General features: G+C 70.2%; 19 protein-coding genes and 1 pseudogene. 5 read left to right on the forward strand and 15 right to left on the reverse strand.

All coding sequences use genetic code 11. The features are described from left to right. Positions 1-72 precede the first annotated feature (72 nt). Positions 73-525 (reverse strand): annotated as a pseudogene (locus tag G4D87_RS39930) (M23 family metallopeptidase); the annotation flags it as partial. A gap of 340 nt (positions 526-865) precedes the next feature. Here G4D87_RS39930 and G4D87_RS04190 point away from each other — a divergent pair. From G4D87_RS04190 to G4D87_RS04210, 5 genes are all read left to right on the forward strand, one after another. After that, the gene (locus tag G4D87_RS04190) at positions 866-1,531 is read left to right on the forward strand and encodes a TetR/AcrR family transcriptional regulator (protein WP_163779146.1); all 666 of its coding nucleotides are present in this window, start codon (positions 866-868) and stop codon (positions 1,529-1,531) included. 25 nt (positions 1,532-1,556) lie between these two features. Continuing rightward, positions 1,557-2,459 (forward strand): sterol desaturase family protein, encoded by a 903-nt coding sequence (locus G4D87_RS04195; RefSeq protein WP_163779149.1) that lies wholly within the window; start codon positions 1,557-1,559, stop codon positions 2,457-2,459. 129 nt (positions 2,460-2,588) lie between these two features. Next, the gene (locus G4D87_RS04200) at positions 2,589-4,178 is read left to right on the forward strand and encodes a glucose-6-phosphate isomerase (RefSeq protein ID WP_163779153.1); all 1,590 of its coding nucleotides are present in this window, start codon (positions 2,589-2,591) and stop codon (positions 4,176-4,178) included. A gap of 212 nt (positions 4,179-4,390) precedes the next feature. After that, positions 4,391-5,161 (forward strand): SDR family NAD(P)-dependent oxidoreductase, encoded by a 771-nt coding sequence (locus G4D87_RS04205; RefSeq protein WP_163779155.1) that lies wholly within the window; start codon positions 4,391-4,393, stop codon positions 5,159-5,161. 26 nt (positions 5,162-5,187) lie between these two features. Beyond that, positions 5,188-5,730, forward strand: a complete 543-nt coding sequence (locus tag G4D87_RS04210) for a hypothetical protein (RefSeq protein ID WP_163779207.1) — start codon at positions 5,188-5,190, stop codon at positions 5,728-5,730. Between the two features lie 92 nt (positions 5,731-5,822). On the opposite strand, the gene G4D87_RS04215 is transcribed toward G4D87_RS04210, so the two are convergent. The 14 genes from G4D87_RS04215 to atpG all read right to left on the reverse strand — a co-directional run bounded on the left by G4D87_RS04215 (position 5,823) and on the right by atpG (position 17,471). Then, positions 5,823-6,842, reverse strand: coding sequence for a cytochrome d ubiquinol oxidase subunit II (locus tag G4D87_RS04215; protein ID WP_176409054.1), 1,020 nt, complete (start codon positions 6,840-6,842; stop codon positions 5,823-5,825). Beyond that, positions 6,832-8,169, reverse strand: coding sequence for a cytochrome ubiquinol oxidase subunit I (locus G4D87_RS04220; protein WP_275902259.1), 1,338 nt, complete (start codon positions 8,167-8,169; stop codon positions 6,832-6,834). The genes G4D87_RS04215 and G4D87_RS04220 overlap by 11 nt, the downstream gene beginning before the upstream one ends. 36 nt (positions 8,170-8,205) lie before the next feature. Continuing rightward, a complete protein-coding gene (locus tag G4D87_RS04225) occupies positions 8,206-8,724 on the reverse strand; it encodes a hypothetical protein (RefSeq protein WP_163779167.1) in 519 nt (172 codons plus the stop codon). Then, a complete protein-coding gene (locus G4D87_RS04230) occupies positions 8,721-9,125 on the reverse strand; it encodes a phage holin family protein (protein ID WP_163779169.1) in 405 nt (134 codons plus the stop codon). The genes G4D87_RS04225 and G4D87_RS04230 overlap by 4 nt, the downstream gene beginning before the upstream one ends. A 131-nt stretch (positions 9,126-9,256) precedes the next feature. Further along, positions 9,257-10,285, reverse strand: coding sequence for an ADP-ribosylglycohydrolase family protein (locus G4D87_RS04235; protein ID WP_163779172.1), 1,029 nt, complete (start codon positions 10,283-10,285; stop codon positions 9,257-9,259). A 369-nt stretch (positions 10,286-10,654) separates the two neighbouring features. Beyond that, a complete protein-coding gene (locus G4D87_RS04240; RefSeq protein WP_163779175.1) occupies positions 10,655-10,915 on the reverse strand; it encodes a hypothetical protein in 261 nt (86 codons plus the stop codon). Further along, positions 10,912-11,358 carry an RrF2 family transcriptional regulator gene (locus tag G4D87_RS04245; RefSeq protein WP_163779178.1) on the reverse strand — a complete coding sequence of 149 codons (447 nt, stop codon included), beginning with the start codon at positions 11,356-11,358 and terminating at the stop codon, positions 10,912-10,914. Before G4D87_RS04245 ends, G4D87_RS04240 begins: the two co-directional genes overlap by 4 nt. A gap of 1 nt (position 11,359) precedes the next feature. Next, positions 11,360-12,358, reverse strand: a complete 999-nt coding sequence (locus G4D87_RS04250) for a 2Fe-2S iron-sulfur cluster-binding protein (protein ID WP_163779181.1) — start codon at positions 12,356-12,358, stop codon at positions 11,360-11,362. A gap of 15 nt (positions 12,359-12,373) precedes the next feature. After that, complete coding sequence (locus G4D87_RS04255) at positions 12,374-12,754, reverse strand: group I truncated hemoglobin (protein WP_163779184.1); 381 nt, start codon at positions 12,752-12,754, stop codon at positions 12,374-12,376. 270 nt (positions 12,755-13,024) lie between these two features. Then, a complete protein-coding gene (locus tag G4D87_RS04260) occupies positions 13,025-13,435 on the reverse strand; it encodes a F0F1 ATP synthase subunit epsilon (protein ID WP_163779187.1) in 411 nt (136 codons plus the stop codon). Between the two features lie 21 nt (positions 13,436-13,456). Further along, on the reverse strand, positions 13,457-14,029 hold the full coding sequence (locus G4D87_RS04265) for a hypothetical protein (protein WP_163779191.1): 573 nt from the start codon (positions 14,027-14,029) through the stop codon (positions 13,457-13,459). Positions 14,030-14,064: 35 nt separating this feature from the next. Further along, positions 14,065-15,507, reverse strand: a complete 1,443-nt coding sequence (gene atpD / locus G4D87_RS04270) for a F0F1 ATP synthase subunit beta (protein ID WP_163779195.1) — start codon at positions 15,505-15,507, stop codon at positions 14,065-14,067. 168 nt (positions 15,508-15,675) lie between these two features. Further along, positions 15,676-16,473, reverse strand: a complete 798-nt coding sequence (locus G4D87_RS04275) for a prohibitin family protein (RefSeq protein WP_163779198.1) — start codon at positions 16,471-16,473, stop codon at positions 15,676-15,678. 113 nt (positions 16,474-16,586) lie between these two features. Further along, complete coding sequence (gene atpG / locus G4D87_RS04280; RefSeq protein WP_163779201.1) at positions 16,587-17,471, reverse strand: ATP synthase F1 subunit gamma; 885 nt, start codon at positions 17,469-17,471, stop codon at positions 16,587-16,589. Positions 17,472-17,865: the final 394 nt, after the last annotated feature.

Genomic DNA, 17,865 nt, shown 5'->3' on the forward strand with positions numbered 1-17,865 from the left:
CGGGTCCCCGTAGCCGGCGATGCGCGCCGGAACGGACGGGTTGTTCCAACCCTTGCCGCTCTCACGCGCCACCTTGAAGTGCAGGTGCGCGCCGCAGGCCCAGCCCGTGGAGCCGGAGAAGCCGATGAGCTGGCCTTCCTTCACCACGTCACCCGGCTTCACCACCACCGCGCTGAAGTGGAGGTACTGCGTCTCCAGTCCATCGCCGTGGGAGATGACGACGTAGTTGGCGTAGGGCGCGAACTTCTCGTCACAGCCACCCTTGGTGCTGTCACCGCGAGACAGACGCACCGTGCCGTCGCGCGCGGCGACGATGGGCGTGCCATCCGGCATGCGGAAATCCCATGCATGCGTGTCGTTGTGCTGGTGGCTTCCCGTGTCATGTCCCTGGCTCACCGTGTGGATACGACCACAGGCGAACGGAACGCCGACTTCAGGCACTTCACCCACATCCGTGGGGAGAGAGGAAGGAACCGCGGGGGCCGAAGCCAGGAGAGAACCAAGGAGGAGGGCTGAAAGGTTCATATCGGGGCGCGGCGGAAACGAGGGCAAGGGGCGCGGGTATTTCCCTGCGGATTTTTCACCGCGCCTGTCTGCTGGACGACGTGGAGGGCCTCGGCACGCCCACCCTCCTGAAGAGACTCATACCCGAGTCCCGAGCGAACGCCGCGCGCATGGCAGCCAGGCCCCTGCCCGCCCGGCCGCTGGGGAAGCGGGCCTGACGCGGCTCGCGAGCGACCCCTTCCCTTTCGACGTGCCCATGTACGGGGACAGGTGGCGGCGCACGCCACTGTGAGGAGCGCTCACCCTCAGCCACGGAAAGTGACTGGTCACTCACTAAGTTAAGCATTATCCTGCGGGGTGAATGGCCGCGAAGAAGCCTCCATCGGACGCGCCGGCTCGGCCTGTCCGCCGCACGCAGCAGGAGCGCCGTGAGACGACGCGGCGCAAGCTGCTGGACGCCACCATCGAGACGCTGGTGGAGCAGGGCTACGCCCGCCTGACGACGGTGGAGGTGTCCAAGCGGGCGGGCCTGTCACAGGGCGCGCTCTTCACCCACTTCGACACGAAGGAGGAGCTGCTCGCCGCGGCGGTGGAGCACCTCTTCCCGCGGCTCATCCAGGACTACCTGGCGGGGGTGGGTGCGCGGCCGTCAGGCAGGGACCGCATCGCGGCGGCGGTGGACATGTTGTGGGCCGCGTTCCAGCGCCCGGAGCTGCAGGCCGCCATCGAGCTGTACGTCGCGGCGCGCACGGACGCGGAGCTGCGCGTGGCGCTGGTGGCGGTGGACGGGCCGCACCGGGAGAACCTGCACCGCGTGGCGCGCGAGCTGTTCCCCGAGGCCTCCGCGCACCCGGACTTCGACTCCATCGTGGAGCTGGCGCTGGACGCGGTGCAGGGTGCCGCGGTGGGAGGCAGCGCCCGGCCGGACGACCCGGCGCACCGGCGCATGTTGGATGCGCTCACCCACTTCATGCGCAACGCCTTCCTCCCTTCACTGGCGCGGCCTCGCCGCCGCGCCCGCTCCTGAGCTTGTCGACACGGAGGGCCCCACCATGGACGCACCACACATCCCCGACCTCATCGCCCTGGCCATCCCGGTGTTCGCCCTCACGGTGATTGCCGAGGCCTTCTGGGTGAAGAAGCAGCGGGACGAAGGCCGTCCCATGGTGGGCCACACCTGGAAGGACACCGCCGCCAGCCTCTCCATGGGGCTGGGCAACGTGGCCATCAACGTCCTGTGGAAGGGCGTGGCCTTCGCCGGCTACCTGGCGCTCTACCACCTGACGCCGCTGCGCATGGGCTTCGGCGCGCTGGCGTGGGTGCTCCTCTTCTTCGCGGACGACCTCTGCTACTACGCCTTCCACCGCGTCCATCATGAGAGCCGCTTCTTCTGGGCCTCCCACGTGGTGCACCACTCCAGCCAGCACTACAACCTCTCCACGGCGCTGCGGCAGACGTGGACGCCGCCCACCAGCTTCGTCTTCTGGGCACCGCTGGCGCTGGCCGGGTTCCACCCGGTGATGATTGTCGCGCAGCAGTCCATCAGCCTGCTCTACCAGTACTGGATTCACACCGAGGCCATTGGCCGGCTGCCGCGCCCGCTGGAGTGGGTGCTCAACACGCCGTCGCACCACCGCGTGCACCATGCGTCCAACCCGCGCTACCTGGACAAGAACTACGCGGGCATCCTCATCATCTGGGACCGGCTCTTCGGCACGTTCGAGCCGGAGGGCGAGAAGCCCGTGTACGGCCTGACGAAGAACCTGGAGACGTTCAATCCCGTGCGCATCGCCTTCCACGAGTTCGCGGCGATGACTCGCGACGCGGCGAAGCCCGGCCCCCTGAAGCAGCGCCTGAGCTACGTCTTCCGCAACCCGGCCTGGAAGCCCGAGGGCCTAGAGGCGCCCCAGCCGTCCGGAGTCCAGCCGCCCGAAGCGGCCCGCCCCTCCGTGTGAGGTGTTGAGCACCCGGCCGTCCTTGGCCTCGTGGATGCGCGTCGACACCGCCGTCCGGCTTCCCACCCGCGCACGGAGGCGCTAAGCCACCGGGCACTTTTCGCGACGCGAGAACTGCCAGGAGGAGCCATGACCGAGCGAGAACTGTGGGAGCGGTACCAGCGTTATCTGTGCGTCGTCCCGGCCTTGGACTTCACGCTCGACGTCTCGCGGATGCGCTTCCCGGCGGACTACCTGGAGCGGATGCGCCCCCGCGTGGAGGAGGCCTTCGACGCGATGGAGGCCCTGGAGAAGGGCGCCGCCGCCAACCCGGACGAGCAGCGCAAGGTGGGCCACTACTGGCTGCGCGCGCCGGAGCTGGCGCCCGAGCCCGCGCTCCAGCAGGAAATCACCGACACGGTGGCCGCCATCCACGCCTTCGCGAAGGACGTGCATGAGGGCCGGGTGAAGCCGCAGAAGGCGCAGCGCTTCACGCAGGTGCTGATTGTCGGCATTGGCGGCTCGGCGCTGGGGCCGCAGTTGGTGGCGGACGCGCTGGGCTCGGCGAAGGACCCGATGCAGGTGTCCTTCTTCGACAACACGGACCCGGACGGCTTCGACCGCGTGCTGGCGCAGCTGGGCGAGCGGCTGGCGGAGACGCTCACCCTGGTCATCAGCAAGTCGGGCGGCACCAAGGAGACGCGCAACGGCATGCTGGAGGCCGAGCGCGGCTACGCGGCGCGGGGCCTGGACTTCAGCAAGCACGCCGTGGCCGTCACCGGCGCGGGCAGCGAGCTGGACACCCACGCGAAGAAGCAGGGCTGGCTGCGCACCTTTCCCATGTGGGACTGGGTTGGCGGGCGCACGTCGGTGACGTCCGCGGTGGGTCTGCTGCCCGCGCGGCTGCAGGGGCTGGACATCGACGCGCTGCTGAAGGGCGCGCGCGACATGGACGCGGCGACGCGGCAGCGGGACGCGCTGAAGAACCCGGCCGCGCTGCTGGCGCTCATGTGGCACTACGCCGGTGATGGCCGGGGCCAGAAGGACATGGTCATCCTGCCGTACAAGGACCGGCTGCTGCTGATGTCGCGCTACCTGCAGCAGCTCGTCATGGAGTCGCTGGGCAAGGAGACGGACCTGGATGGCCAGGTGGTGAACCAGGGCATCGCCGTCTACGGCAACAAGGGCTCCACGGACCAGCACGCCTATGTGCAGCAACTGCGTGAAGGCGTGCTCAACTTCTTCGCCACCTTCATCGAGGTGCTCAAGGACCGTGACGGCGGCTCGCAGGAAGTGGAGCCCGGCGTCACCAGCGGCGACTACCTGCTGGGCTTCCTGCTGGGCACGCGGCGCGCGCTCTACGAGAAGGACCGCGAGTCGCTCACCCTCACCGTGCCGGACGTGAGCGCGCGCACGCTGGGCGCGCTGATTGCGCTGTATGAGCGCGCCGTGGGCTTCTACGCCACGCTGGTGCACATCAACGCGTACCACCAGCCGGGCGTGGAGGCGGGCAAGAAGGCCGCGGGCGTGGTGCTAGAGCTCCAGCGCAAGCTGACGACGCGCCTGCGCGAGGCCCGCGCGGAGGCCCGCACCGCCGAGCAGCTCGCGGCGGACATCGGCATGCCGGACGAGGTGGAGACAGTGTTCAAGGTGCTCCAGCACCTGGCCGCCAACCCGGACCGCGGCGTCACCCGCACCCCCGGGGCCACGCCGGCACAGGCGCGCTTCCAGGCGAAGTAGGACGCGGCCACCGATGCCCGCGGCCGAAGCACCTGGCCGCGGCAACCGCGAGCACGCGCCCCAGTGCCGCACGGCCTCCCCGAGCAGCAGGACGGGAAGCCGTGCGGCGAAGCGGCACCGCGCCTCGGCGCCGTCAGGCCGTGCGCCCAGGACTCAACGCCCCGGCACCATGACGTCCCCATGAGCGGACGGGCGCAGTAGAACGCCCGCCCATGGATTTGGAGCTCAGAGGAAAGACGGCCCTCATCACCGGCAGCAGCCGAGGCATTGGCCGGGCCATCGCGTCGGCGCTGGCCCGCGAGGGCGTGCGGGTGTGCCTCAGCGCACGCGGCGCGGAGGCGCTGGAAGCCACGGCGGCGCAGCTTCGCGCCGAGGACGCTGACGTGGCCACGGTGGTGGCGGACGTGGCCACCCAGGCCGGCGCCGTGGAAGCGGTGGACGCGGCGGTGCGCGCCTTCGGCCGGTTGGACATCCTGGTCAACAACGTGGGCGGCAGCGGCGGCGCGGGCGCCTTCCATTCCGCCACCGCCGAGCAGTGGACGTCCGTCCTGGACCGGAACCTCCTGTCCGCCGTGTGGTGCAGCCAGCGCGCCGTGGAGGCCATGCGCCAGCAGGGCGGCGGCTGCATCGTCCACATCAACTCCATCTTCGGCCGCGAGTACGCCACCAGCGCGCCCTACACCACCGCCAAGGCCGGCATCACCGCGCTCACCAAGGAGATGGCGGTGGACCTGGCGCAGTACCGCATCCGCGTCAACGGCGTGGCCCCCGGTTCCATCCTCTTCCCCGGGGGAAGCTGGGACAAACGCCAGAAGGCGGACCCGGAGAAGGTGGCGAAGCTGGTGCGTGACGAGCTGCCCTGGGGCCGCTTCGGGGCCCCCGAGGAGGTGGCCGACGTGGTGGCCTTCCTCTGCTCGGAGCGCGCACGCTGGGTCACAGGCGCCACGCTGCCCGTGGATGGGGGCCAGGGCCGTGCCTTCTGAGCGAAAAGCCCCCCGTGCTCCGTGCTATGCAGGGCCCTCCGAATGAGACTCGAAGCGTGCTGAAGCTCTACAAGAAGGAAGGCAACCGGCTCCGCTACTGGGAGGCCTGGGTGCATGACGGCGCACTCACCGTGCACCAAGGCCTCGTGGGCGAGACGGGCGAGGACCACCAGCTCCCCCTCCCCCCGGATGACGACCCGGACCTGGTCATCGCCGAGGCCGCGGGGCCCCTGGTGGACCAGGGCTATGACGAGCCCGACGCCACGGCGATGATGACCCTCATCGTCCAGTACACCGTCGAGGGCAAGGGCACCGGCCACGATGTGGAGAAGCGCGTCGCCGTGGAGGAGCTGCTCACGGACGCGCTCGGCTGGACGGGCAATGGCGAGGTCGAAGGCGGCGAGCTCCAGGAGCAGCAGCTCCGCGTCTACTGCCGGGTGATGGACGCCGACGCGGGCGTGCGCACCGCCGTGGAGGCCCTGGACGCCGAGGACCTGCTCGAAGGCGCCACCCTGCTCATCGCCACGGACGACGAAGCGCCGCGGGCCGTCTGGCCCACGCAAGACTGACGCACACCTCGCGGGCACCTCCGCGACGAAGGCGGGCTTCTACGACGGGTGTAGAAGACTCCGCCTTCCGCGCGGGGGTGCGCCCGCGCAGCTCACGCCTCCGAGCCGGCGCGCCGCGTGGGCACGGGCCGGAAGACGCGGAACAGCAACACCAGCGAGGGCACCACCACGGCCGTGCCCACGCCCAGCGCCACCAACAACAAGCGCTGCGCGCCGGGGCTCGCCGCCGCGCCGTGCAACGTGACGTCCGGCACCACCAGGAACGGATGCTGCGAGGCGGCCCACCCCAGCACGATGAGCCCCGCCTGCACGGCCGCCGCGACGCGGGCCCACTGGAAGCGGCGCGTCCACAAGAGCGCGAAGGCCGCCACCGCCGCCACCGCCGTGCCCGCATGCAGCGCCAGGGCGAAGGGCGAGCGCAAGAGCCCCTCCCACACGCGCGGCGCACCGTCCCGGGCCAGCAGCAGCACCGCCAGCGCCGCGACGAAGACGGCCACGCCCGCGCCCATCGCCCGGCGGCGGAAGTCCTCGCGCAGCGCGGACCCGGGCGCCTCGTGCGTGAGGTACACCGCCGCCAGGAAGGCGAAGAGGCACAGCGCCAGCGCGCCCACCGCCCACGAGAAGGGCGTGAGCCACGACGCGAAGAAGCCGCTCACCACCACCCGCCCCTCCACGCGGATGGTGCCGCCCACCACGGCCCCCACACACAGGCCCAGCAGCACCGGCGCGATGACGCTGGCCCCACTGAAGACGAGCCCCCACTGCCGCTGCGCCGTGTCCCCGCGCGTGTCGTAGGTCCGGAAGGTGAAGGCCGCGCCCCGGAACACGATGCCCAGCAGCAGCAACGTCAGCGGCACGTGCAGCGCCACGCTCAGCACCGCGAAGGCGCGCGGGAAGCCGGCGAACAGCAGCACCATGCCCACGATGAGCCAGATGTGATTCACCTCCCACACCGGGCCAAGGGCGCGGGCGATGAGCGCGCGCTGCTCCGCCTTGCGCGGCCCCGAGGCCAACAGGTCCCACACCCCGCCGCCGAAGTCCGCCCCGCCGAAGAGCGCGTAGAGGACGAAGGTCCCCGCCACCGCGAAGCCCAGAATCGCGTCAGTGGGCATGGGCCTCACCTCCCGTCAGACGGCTGTCTCGCGAGGGCAGCGTGCCCGCCACCTGCCGCACCAGCAGGAACACCACCGTCACCCCCAGGAACAGGTACACGGCGGTGAAGGTCCAGAAGGGCGCGGCCAGGTGTGGCACCGGCGTCACCGCGTCCGCCGTGCGCATGACGCCGCGAAGAATCCACGGCTGCCGCCCCCACTCCGTGACGAGCCAGCCCGCCTCCATGGCCACCACGCCCAGCGGCCCCGACAACAGCCACGCCCACATCAGCTTCCGCCCGTGAGGCCACGCCTTCTTCCGCCACCGCCAGCCCAGCGTCACCAGCGCCAGCAGCGCCATGGCACTGCCGGTGCCCACCATGACCTGGAAGGCCACGTGGACCTTCGCCACCGGCGGCCACTCGTCGCGCGGGAAGGCGTTGAGGCCCTTCACCTCCGCGTCCGGGTCCGCGAAGGCGAGAATCGACAGCCCCTTGGGGATGTCCACCGCGTAGGGCACCTCGCCCGTCTCCACGTTGGGGAGTCCACCCAGCCGAAGCGGCGCGCCGCGCTCCGTTTCGAACTGCCCCTCCATGGCGGCCAGCTTCACCGGCTGCGCCTTCGCCACGTGCTTGGCGGACAAGTCCCCCACCACGGGCTGGAGCAGCGCGGTGACACACGCCAGCGGCAGCGCCACCGACAGGGCCTTGCGGTGGAAGGCCGCGCCCGGGTAGCGCAGCAGCACGAAGGCGTGGATGCCCGCCATGGCGAAGGCGCTCGCCTGGTAGCAGGAGAGCAGCACGTGCGCCGTCTGGTACTGCCAGCCAGGGCTGAACATGGCCACCAGCGGCTGCACGTCCATGGGCCCCGACGCCGACGGCGTGAAGCCCGACGGGTGGTTCATGAACGTATTGACCAGCGTGACGAAGAAGGCGCTGGCCGCGCCGCTCACCGCCACCATGACGCCGGAGAACAGGTGCAGCCCTGGCGACACCCGCTCCCGCCCGTACAGATAGATGCCCAGGAAGATGGCCTCGGTGAAGAAGGCGACGCCTTCCAGACTGAAGGGCAGCCCAATCACCTCGCCGTACTGCCCCATGAACTCCGGCCACAGCAGGCCCAGCTCGAAGGACAGCACCGTGCCACTCACCGCGCCCACCGCGAAGAGGATGGCCGTCCCCTTCGCCAGCTTCTGACTCAGCTTCGGGTAGTCCGCGTCCCCAGTGCGCCGGCCCTTCCAGTCACTGAGCACCATGAGGACGGGGAGCGCCACCCCCGCCGCGGCGAAGAGGATGTGGAACGCGAGCGACATGCCCATTTGAGCCCGCGCATAGAGCAGGTCCGTCATGGACATCAGAATGGTTTATGTCTGATTTTGTCGCAATTATGAGTTCTTATCAACCCCCTGAGCAGAAGCGGGGACGCGGCGCGCGGGAACCAACGTCACCACGGCGTTTCGTGCGACAGCGGTGGCGAGCGCACTGGCGAAGATGAGGACGAGCTTTCGCCCCAGCTCCGCGCCCAGCGGACGCTGCTCCGCGCTGGAGGCCACCCGGTCCGGATGCTCCCAGGCGCGCGACAGGGCCTTGCGGCGCTTGCGGCGCAGAATCTCGTCGCGGTGCCTCGCGCGGTAGATGGCGTACCCCACCCCCAGGCCCACCACCGTCAGCAGCGCGGCGCCCGCGGTCATCAACTCCGTGCGGTGTTGCCGCGCGTGGTAGCGCACGTCGAGCGCGCGCTCGCGCCGCCGGTCCAGCTCCGCCAGCGTGAGCATCAGCTCGTCGCGGATGCGGTCCGCGGTCTCCTCCACCTGCTTGCGGTCCCCCATGCCCCGGGTGATGTGGTGGTCCTCGTGCCGCTCGATTGCCGAGGGCCCGCCTGCGTCGCGGCCGTTGCCATTCATTGCAGCGTCTCCCGCGTGAGCTGGTAGTCCGTCTTCAAGCGCTCCTGGGTGTGCGGCAGCGGCTTCTTGGGCACGCGCTTGCGGCCCATGAAGAGCAGGCCGCCGGCAATCGCCAGCAGCACCACGCCCACCACCAGCACGCCCAGCGCCTGGGCCATGGGCAAGGCCAGCCCCAGCGCGACGAAGAGGACGGCCAGCGCGGTGAGCGCCAGCACCGCGCCCGCCCCCAGGAGGATGCCCGCGGTGCGCGCGGCCTTCAGCTCCTCACGCAGCTCCTTCTTGGCGTGCATCACCTCGGCGCGCACCAGCAGGCGCGTCTCCGCCAGGGCGTGCCGGATGAGCTCCGCCGTGGAGAGCGTCTCCAGTTGACTTCGCTCCAGGCGTTCCGATTCGAGATCCACGACGTTCGCCTCCCATGCCTGCCTGGCATCCTTGCGGCCCGCTCCTTCGCACAAGGTGGGCAGGACGCTCCCTCCAGTGAAGCCCCGGGGGAATGCACGGCGGAGGCTGCTCGCCTGCCCAGCCCTCGCGCTCAGCGGCGGCGGCGGTGCGACAGGGCGGTGGCCAGCGTCTCGCGGACCTGATGGGCGCGGAAGAGGCGGTCCGCCGTATCCACCAGGTTTTCGGAGTACAGCACCTGCTTGCGCAGCCGCGCGGGGATGGCGCGCGTCCCCAGGTGAGCGCCCAGCAGCGCGCCCGTCAGCGCGGCGGCCACGTCCGCCTCGCCGCCGCAGCGCAGCGTGAGGGCCACCGCCTCCCGGAAGTCGTGCGGCACCTTGAGGATGGCGTACAGCGACGTCAGCAGCACCGGCACCACGTGCGGCGGCAGCCCGTCCACGCCCTTCAGCTCGCTGGGGGGCACACCCACCTTGCGCAGCTGCGTCAGCGCGCGCGCGGTGTCCCAGGTGAGCAGGCGCGGCAGGTGGCGCACCTCCTCGGCCAGCCCCTTGTCGTGCACGGCCGCCGCCAGCGCCAGCTCCTCGCAGAAGGCCGCGGGCGTCAGCGGCTCCTCTTCCATGCCCAGCGCCGCGGCCTGCGCGAAGGCCGCCGCCGCCGCCGCGCACACCGGATCCTTGTGCGTGATGATGGTGAGCACCCCGGCGTCATGCGGCAGGCGCGCGCGGTGGCCACTCTCCAGCAGGCCCACCACCAGCGCGCGGCTGAGCACCGAATGGCAGCGCGTGCCCAACGACGCGCCCGCGCTCATCCACGGCACGCCGCTGGCCAGCCGCTGCAGCGCGTCCGACAGGCTCTTGGGCGGCTGGAGGATGATGCCCTCCTGCCACAGCCACGCCAGGTGCGCCGCCGCGCTGCGGCCTTCCACCTTGCCCTCGCGGATGACGCTCTCCGCCGCCGCGAGCAGCAGCTGCGTGTCGTCGCTGAACTGGCCCTTGGCGAACTTGCCACGCGGACGGGGCGCGAAGTCCTCGGCGAGGCCGGGGAGCCGCGCGAGGCTCGCCGGTGGGATGCCGCGCAGCGGAAAGCCGAGCGCATCACCGATGGCGAGCCCCACGAACGCCGCATGGAACCTGTCCTGGCGCTCGGCGGGAGTCAGCGGCATGGGGTCGTGGAGATTAACCGAGGCTCAGGCCAGAACGGCCAGCGAGAAAGGAGAGAAACCCGTGAAACATCCGCGAGCCGGAGCGGGAAGAATCATGCCGGGGCTTGACGAGCGCGCTACAGCCGTCCTCGAAACTCCGCCGCTCGGATTCTTCACCGTCCACGCTCCATCCCTGGCGCCTGGTGGATCGCAGCGCGGGGTGGGGTGACTACCGCAACCAACACACGCGCGGCAAGCCTCGGCGGGTGCGCGCATTCGCGCACCTGTACACGTGTCCAACTCTCGAAGCTTCGCGCACGGTGGGAATGGCGCACGAGGGACGCGCAAGTGGCACGAGCACGCGGGTGTCAGCACACGCGCGCCGTCACTTCACGCGTCGTCACGTCCCAGGTTGACGACGGCCTGCAAGCGCGCCATCACCGCCTGCGCGCCCTGATGCAGGTGCGTGCCGTCCCAGAGCGCGGGCGTGGTGTGTCCGCCATGCGTGCGCCAGTCCGCCTCCGCCTCGTCGAAGGCCACGTTGCGAAAGCGCACGCGGTCCTCCAGCGCGTAGTCCACGATGTAGCGCCGGGCCTGCGCGGAAGGTGCATCCGCGATGCGATGAAACAGCTCCAGCGTGCCGGACATCATGGCGCGGCGGCGGGGAGGAAGTAGTCCTGCAGGTTCGGGCGCGAGCGGCGGAGCAGGTCCGCCAGCGTGTACCGGTCCAGCACCGCGAGGAACGCCTCGCGCGCTTCGTCCAGCACCCCCTTGAGCCCACACGCGGGGGAGATGGGGCAGGCGTTGCGCTCCCGGTCGAAGCACTCCACCAGGTGGAAGTCGGGCTCCGCGGCGCGCAGCACGCTCCCCACCTGGATGTCCGCTGGCGCGCGCGCCAGCACCACGCCGCCGGAGCGGCCCGCTCGCGCGTCCACCACCCCCTGCCCCGCCAGCGTCTGCACCACGCGCACCAGGTGGTGCTTGGAGATGCCGTACGCATCCGCCATCTCCTGCGTGGAGACGGGCCGCCCGGTGCGCGTGGCCAGGTAGAGCAGCACCCGCAGCGAGTAGTCGGCATGGAGGGTGAGGTGCACGTCAGCGGGCTCCGGCGTCGGAAGTACGCTGGACCTGAGGGACGCTCGGCAGGAAGGCATCCGTGTGGAGGTCTTTCAGCGAGAGCCCGGCCAGGAACAGCTTCTTGCGAAGGGATAGCACCAATGGCCCGTCTCCGCAGAGCCATGCGCGCCAGCCCACGGGCTTGGGGCACTCGGCGCGGATGAGCGCATCGAGCGCACCCTCGGCGATGTCCCGGGTGCCGCCTTCCAGCACGCCCGGACGATAGTGGAACTGGGGATGCTGCTCGGCCAGCGCCCGCAGCTCGGCGGTGAGGTAGAGCCCCTCGGGCGTCCGAGCGCCATGGAAGAGCCAGATGGGCCCCGAATGGCCCGCCGCCAGCGCGTCGCGGACGATGCCGTACAGCGGCGCCAGCCCCGTGCCCGTGCCCGCCAGCAACAAGGGCTGCTCGGGCCGGCCGGGCACATAGAAGCAGCTCCCCGCCGGGCCCTGCACCTGCAGCCTGTCTCCCGGCCGTGCGTCACGCGCCAGCCAGCCGCTCATCGCCCCGCCCGGCAGCAGCCGCACATGCAGCTCCAGCGCATCCTCGTGGGGCAGGCTTGCCAGCGAATAGCTGCGTGTCAGCCCGTCCTCGCGCACCAGGGAGAGGTACTGCCCCGCGTGGTACGCCAGCGGGCTGTCCGTCACCAGCCGCACGCGAAGGACGCTGGTGGACAGCCATGACAGCGCCTGGATGCGCGCGGGGAGGCGCAGGGCCTCCGCGCCAGTGACTTCCAACAGCGTGCCCTCCGGAGGCCGGCAGGCACAGGCGAGGAAGTAGCCCTGTGCCCGGAGCGTGTCCTTCAGCCCCACCTGCGAGGCCTCCGGAACCGTCCCCGCCACGGCCCGCATCAGGCAGGACTGGCAGGCCCCCGCGCGACACGCATTCGGAATGGACACGCCCTGGCGCAGCAGCGCGTCCAGCACGCTCTCTCCGGACTCCAGCGGATACCAGTTGGACTCGTGCTTCACCTTGGCCATGGCGTGCTCCTCCGGTCAGCGGCCCAGGACGTCCACGCGGGCGCTCTCCGCGATGGCCAGCACCTTCGCCACCAGCGGCGCGGCCACGCCCAGCTCCTCCAGCGTCGCCTTCAGGTGGCCCGCCACCGCGTCGAAGTGCGAGTCGTTCAGCCCCCGCTTCACCAGGGGCGCGTGGCCCGCGCGCATGTCCCTGCCCGAGTATTGGACCGGCCCCCCCGTCACCATCGTCAGGAACGCCTTCTGCTTGGCGGCCTGGCGCTCCATGTCCACGTCCTCGAAGAAGTGGCTGATGTGCTCGTCCGCCAGCACCTTCCGGTAGAAGACCTCCACCGCCGCCGTCATCGCCGGCGCTCCCCCCAGCTGCTCGTAGACACTCTTCTCCGCCGCAACGCTCATGGTGCCGCTCCTCTCGCCCGGCATGGGCCTTAAGATGCATTCTAAATGCACTTTAAAACCCGCACCGTCAAATGGGAGCACCACTGTCAGTGGAGCTACTGCGACCAAGGACAGCCGCTGACGAAAGGCCTGCTCCGGAGGCGCCACCCCAGCGGGGCACCGTCACGGAAGACCGCAGCGGACACCGGCTCCGCGCGAGGGGAGCCCGGGTGTCACGCCAGGACCGCCAGGAGCGAGAGACGCCCCTGGGCGGTGAACCGCGGGAGAAGCCTACGCGCGCGCGGTGTTGGCGGCGCCGATACGGGCGGCCTCACGGCGCACCGTGGCCTGCTCCAGCTCGAAGCGCGCATCCTCGGAGGACATGCCCTTCATGCGCTCCTGCGCCTCGGCCATGCGGCGGCGGGCGCCGTCCACGTCGATGCCCGTGACGGGCTCGGCCGCGTCGGCGAGCACCAGCACCTTGTCGTTGCCCACTTCCACGAAGCCGCCCGCGACGAAGTAGGACTCGCGCCGGCCACCCTCAATCAGCGTCAGCGCGCCCGGCTCCATCAGCGACAGGAACGGGGTGTGCCCCGGCCGCACGCCGAACAGGCCCCGGCCGCCAGGAACAATCGCCTCGTCGGCCTGCACCGACAGGATGCGCTTCTCGGGGGTGACAATCTCCACAGTCAGCTTGGCCATGAGGCTCCTCGCACAACCGAATCAGAACGTGAGCTGACGGGTGGTTCCACCCACCGGCTCCAACTCCACCACCCCGGCGTCCGTCAGCCGGGGCCCCTTGCCGGGGATGCCGAGCGTGCCCTCCAGCCACTTGAAGTGGTGGGTGAGCTGGCGCACCTCGGAGAGCTGCCGCGTCGTGAGCCACTCGGTCAGCCGCTTCTCCTGAAGCCGCTGCCCATCCCGCCCGTACTGCGCCGCCACCACCACGCGCGCCCAGGCGGGAGGCCCCTTGGGCTTCTTCGCCTTCGACTTCTTCTTCGGCCGCGGCGCCGCCACGGCCTTGCCCTTCTCCACCAGCGGCCACACCACCCAGACGCGCTCGCCGTCGTTGGAGACGAAGTAGAAGTCGTCCACCGTGCCCAGACACGCATTCAGCGTCCAGACGGGGCCGCTCTCCTGCGTCACCTCCAACCGGCACTGGTCCTGCGCCGCTTCCACCATGCGGACGCTGTAGAGCCCGTTGGCGCTCACCCGGGCCCGTCCCCTGCGCTCCTCCGACAGGGCGGAGGAGGGAGCCAGGAACATCAGGACCAGGGCGAGTGCTGCACGGCGCATGGTGACTCCGCGGGAGGAAAAGCGCCCAGCTTAGCTCACACCGCCATCTTCCGGGCGTTCTCGACCACCTCGTCGATGCTGCCCGCCATGTAGAAGGCGCCCTCGGGGATGTCGTCGTGCTTGCCCTCGGCGATCTCCTTGAAGCCCTGGATGGTGTCCTGGAGCTTCACGTAGCGGCCGTCCTTGCCCGTGAAGACCTTGGCCACGAAGAAGGGCTGCGACAGGAACTTCTGGATCTTCCGAGCGCGGGCCACCACCTGCTTGTCGTCCTCGGAGAGCTCGTCCATGCCGAGGATGGCGATGATGTCCTGCAGCTCCTTGTACCGCTGGAGGATGCCCTGGACCTTCCGGGCCACGCCGTAGTGCTCCGCGCCGATGACGGCCGGGTCCAGGATGCGGCTGGTGGAGTCCAGCGGGTCCACGGCGGGGAAGATGGCCAGCTCGGCGATGGAGCGGTTGAGCACCGTGGTCGCGTCGAGGTGGGCGAAGGCCGTCGCGGGCGCCGGGTCCGTGAGGTCGTCGGCGGGGACGTAGATGGCCTGCACGGAGGTGATGGAGCCCTTCGTGGTGGAGGTGATGCGCTCCTGCAGGCTGCCCATCTCCGTGGCCAGCGTGGGCTGGTAACCCACGGCGCTGGGGATGCGGCCCAGGAGGGCGGACACTTCGGAGCCGGCCTGGGTGAAGCGGAAGATGTTGTCCACGAAGAGGAGCACGTCGCGGCCTTCCACGTCGCGGAAGTACTCGGCCATGGTCAGCGCGGACAGGGCCACGCGGGCGCGGGCGCCGGGCGGCTCGTTCATCTGGCCGTACACCAGCACGGCCTGGCTGGCCTCCAGGTTGTCCGTCTGGATGACCTTCGTGTCCTGCATCTCGTGGTAGAGGTCGTTGCCCTCGCGGGTGCGCTCACCGACGCCGGCGAACACGGAGAAGCCGCCGCGCTCCACGGCCACGTTGCGGATGAGCTCCTGCAGGAGCACCGTCTTGCCCACGCCGGCGCCGCCGAAGAGGCCAATCTTGCCGCCGCGGGTGTACGGGGCGAGCAGGTCGATGACCTTGATGCCCGTCTCGAACATCTGCACGCGCACGTCCTGCTCCGTGAAGGGCGGGGGCGCGCGGTGGATGGACCAGTACTCCTGCGCCTTCACGGGGCCCATCTCGTCCACCGGGTCGCCGGTGACGTTCAGGATGCGGCCCAGCGTGGCCTTGCCCACCGGCACCTGGATGGGGGCGCCCGTGTTCGTGACGGGCATGCCGCGAGCCAGGCCCTCCGTGGAGTCCATGGCGATGGTGCGGACGGTGTTCTCGCCCAGGTGCTGCGCGACCTCGAGGGTGAGGTTGTCCGCGTCGGCGCTCAGGTTCGCGTTGGTGACCTTGAGGGCCGTGTAGACCTCGGGGAGACCGCCGGGCGGGAACTCGACGTCGACCACGGGGCCGAGGACCTGGATGATTCTGCCTGCCGTCGGAACTTGAGCGCTCATGGAATCGTCTGCCTCGCACGGGGAGCGGACGGGCGCCGCCACCCTTGAAATTTCGGCCCGGCTGTGAGGGCGGGCCCCCTTTACCGGGGCCCCCCCCGGGGGTCAAGCCTCCCGGGCACCTGACTGGTAAGTCCCGCTTAGCGCATGCCACAGGCCGCGCGCCACCCCTTACCGCCCATCCGGCTGGTACACCAGGGGCAGCCCGCTGTTCGGGCTGCCGACCAGGACGACCTTGGCGTTCTGGCTCTGGGCAATCCGCTCCGTCGCCTCGATGCCCTTGAAGCGCAGGTACTCCTCGGTGAGCCCCTTGCGGACGATGTCCTGGTACCGGGCGATGCCCTCCGCTTCGATCTGCTTGCGCTCCGCCTCCTGGCGCTCCTTGTCCAGGGTGAAGCGCATCTTCTGGCTGCGCTGCTCCTCCGCCAGCTTGTCGGCGATGGCGTCGCGGATGGCCGAGGGCAGCGTCACGTCCCGCACCAGGATGGCCTCCACCACCACGTGCTTGCCTTCGAGCGAGCGCATCACCTCCTCGAAAATCTCCTGCTCAATCTGCTCGCGCTTCGAGGAGTAGATCTCCTCCGGCGCGTAGCGGCCGAACACCTTGCGCGCCTCCGAGCGGACCACCGGGGCGATCAGGATGTCGGCGTACTTGGGCCCCGTCTGGGTGTGCAGCTCGAAGAGCTTCGCGGGGTCCACCCGGTAGCGCACGCTGGCGTCCACCTTGAGGTCCAGGCCGTTGTTGGACAGGACGCTCAGCCCGTCCTTCATCTCCTGCACGCGCAAGTCGTAGACGATGAGCGACTTGCCCGGCCGCAGGAGGTGGAACCCTTCGCCATACGGCTCACGCTGCGTGCCGCTGCCGAACGAGTCGAAGCCGATGCCCCCATACCCGCTGGAGACGGTTTCAAAGCCACACCCCGTGACGCAGCACACCAGCCCCAGGAACAACCACAGCCGCTGACGCATGTACCCCCTCCTCGAGCGCGGACTCGCGCGCTCGGCCAGGGGCTTAAACGCGAAGGGCCCACCCCGATAGACGGGGCGGGCCCAGGAGACAGCGGCGCGGCGCGGCGAAGGCCCTACTTCAGGGCCTCGGCGCCGGAGACGATCTCCATCAGCTCCTTGGTGATGACCGCCTGACGCGTGCGGTTGTAGGTGAGCGTCAGGCTGCCAATCATGTCAGTCGCGTTGGAGGTGGCGTTCTCCATGGCGCTCATGCGGGCGCCGTGCTCACTGGCCACGCTCTCCAGCAGGGCGCGGTAGAGCTTGATGTTGACGGCCTGCGGCACCAGGCGGTCCAGCACGGCCTGACGGTCCGGCTCGTACTTGAAGTCCACCAGCGCGGTGGAGCCTTCCGTCGGGGTCTGGCCCGGCGTGCCCAGCGTCTGCAGCGGCAGCAGCTGAGCGACCTTCACCGTCTGGGCGATGGCGGAGACGAACTCGTTGTAGACGATGTGGACCGCGTCCACCTCGCCGTTGATGTAGCTGGCCACCAGCTCCTCGGCCACGTCCGCGGCGGCGCGGTAGTTCAGGCGCTGGTACAGGCCGCCGAAGTCCTTGCGGATGTTCTGGCCGCGGTTGCGGAAGAAGTCGTTGCCCTTCCGGCCCACGGTAGAGAGGCGGATGCTCTCCAGGTTCGTGTTCTCGTAGAGGAACCGGTTGGCGCGGCGGATGACGTTGGAGTTGAAGCCGCCGGCGAGGCCACGGTCCGACGTGAGGAGCACCAGCTCCACGCGCTTCACCGGACGGGCCGTGAGCAGCGGGTGGCTGAGGCTCTCGGCCCCGGCGCGGGCGGACAGGTCCGCGATGATCTGGTCCAGCATCGTCGCGTAGGGACGCGCCGCCAGGATGCCGTCCTGCGCCTTGCGGAGCTTCGCGGCGGAGACCATCTTCATCGCCTTGGTGATTTGACGCGTGTTCTTCACCGAGCGGATGCGCTTGCGAATGTCGCGAAGGGACGCCATGGACCGGGGAGCTCCTGTGGGGCGTTCGACCCGCTTTGTCCAGAAGGAAGGCGGGGCAGGGTAAGACGGGGCCCCCTATATAGGCGGGGCGGGAGCCGGTCAACGGATGCCTGCCGCCGCCGGGCAGACGATCGCCCGCCCCACCGGATACGGCAGGCGGCCGAGCCTCCCTGACAGCCCCTCCCCGCAGTCGTACACGGACTTACCTTGCGGGCATGGTGGCTCAAACGTCATCCGGTCCGCTGCTCATCGTCGAAGACGACGTCGACATCTGTGAGGCCCTCCAGGACTACCTGGAGATGCACGGCCACGCGGTGCGAGTGGCGCGCAACGGCCGGGAGGCCCTGGAGCAGCTGGCCCAGCCTCCCCGCCCCGCCCTCATGGTGCTGGACAT

The sequence above is a fragment of the Myxococcus vastator genome, from assembly GCF_010894475.1.
Classification (GTDB): domain Bacteria; phylum Myxococcota; class Myxococcia; order Myxococcales; family Myxococcaceae; genus Myxococcus; species Myxococcus vastator.

Excerpts from the sequence above, each read along its gene's own strand:
- G4D87_RS04190 (WP_163779146.1), top strand. The coding sequence starts at position 866 with ATGGCCGCGAAGAAGCCTCCATCGGACGCGCCGGCTCGGCCTGTCCGC.
- G4D87_RS04195 (WP_163779149.1), top strand. The coding sequence starts at position 1,557 with ATGGACGCACCACACATCCCCGACCTCATCGCCCTGGCCATCCCGGTG.
- G4D87_RS04200 (WP_163779153.1), top strand. The coding sequence starts at position 2,589 with ATGACCGAGCGAGAACTGTGGGAGCGGTACCAGCGTTATCTGTGCGTC.
- G4D87_RS04205 (WP_163779155.1), top strand. The coding sequence starts at position 4,391 with ATGGATTTGGAGCTCAGAGGAAAGACGGCCCTCATCACCGGCAGCAGC.
- G4D87_RS04210 (WP_163779207.1), top strand. The coding sequence starts at position 5,188 with ATGCAGGGCCCTCCGAATGAGACTCGAAGCGTGCTGAAGCTCTACAAG.
- G4D87_RS04215 (WP_176409054.1), bottom strand. The coding sequence starts at position 6,842 with ATGCCCACTGACGCGATTCTGGGCTTCGCGGTGGCGGGGACCTTCGTC.
- G4D87_RS04220 (WP_275902259.1), bottom strand. The coding sequence starts at position 8,169 with ATGACGGACCTGCTCTATGCGCGGGCTCAAATGGGCATGTCGCTCGCG.
- G4D87_RS04225 (WP_163779167.1), bottom strand. The coding sequence starts at position 8,724 with ATGAATGGCAACGGCCGCGACGCAGGCGGGCCCTCGGCAATCGAGCGG.
- G4D87_RS04235 (WP_163779172.1), bottom strand. The coding sequence starts at position 10,285 with ATGCCGCTGACTCCCGCCGAGCGCCAGGACAGGTTCCATGCGGCGTTC.
- G4D87_RS04240 (WP_163779175.1), bottom strand. The coding sequence starts at position 10,915 with ATGATGTCCGGCACGCTGGAGCTGTTTCATCGCATCGCGGATGCACCT.
- G4D87_RS04250 (WP_163779181.1), bottom strand. The coding sequence starts at position 12,358 with ATGGCCAAGGTGAAGCACGAGTCCAACTGGTATCCGCTGGAGTCCGGA.
- G4D87_RS04255 (WP_163779184.1), bottom strand. The coding sequence starts at position 12,754 with ATGAGCGTTGCGGCGGAGAAGAGTGTCTACGAGCAGCTGGGGGGAGCG.
- G4D87_RS04260 (WP_163779187.1), bottom strand. The coding sequence starts at position 13,435 with ATGGCCAAGCTGACTGTGGAGATTGTCACCCCCGAGAAGCGCATCCTG.
- G4D87_RS04265 (WP_163779191.1), bottom strand. The coding sequence starts at position 14,029 with ATGCGCCGTGCAGCACTCGCCCTGGTCCTGATGTTCCTGGCTCCCTCC.
- atpD (WP_163779195.1), bottom strand. The coding sequence starts at position 15,507 with ATGAGCGCTCAAGTTCCGACGGCAGGCAGAATCATCCAGGTCCTCGGC.
- G4D87_RS04275 (WP_163779198.1), bottom strand. The coding sequence starts at position 16,473 with ATGCGTCAGCGGCTGTGGTTGTTCCTGGGGCTGGTGTGCTGCGTCACG.
- atpG (WP_163779201.1), bottom strand. The coding sequence starts at position 17,471 with ATGGCGTCCCTTCGCGACATTCGCAAGCGCATCCGCTCGGTGAAGAAC.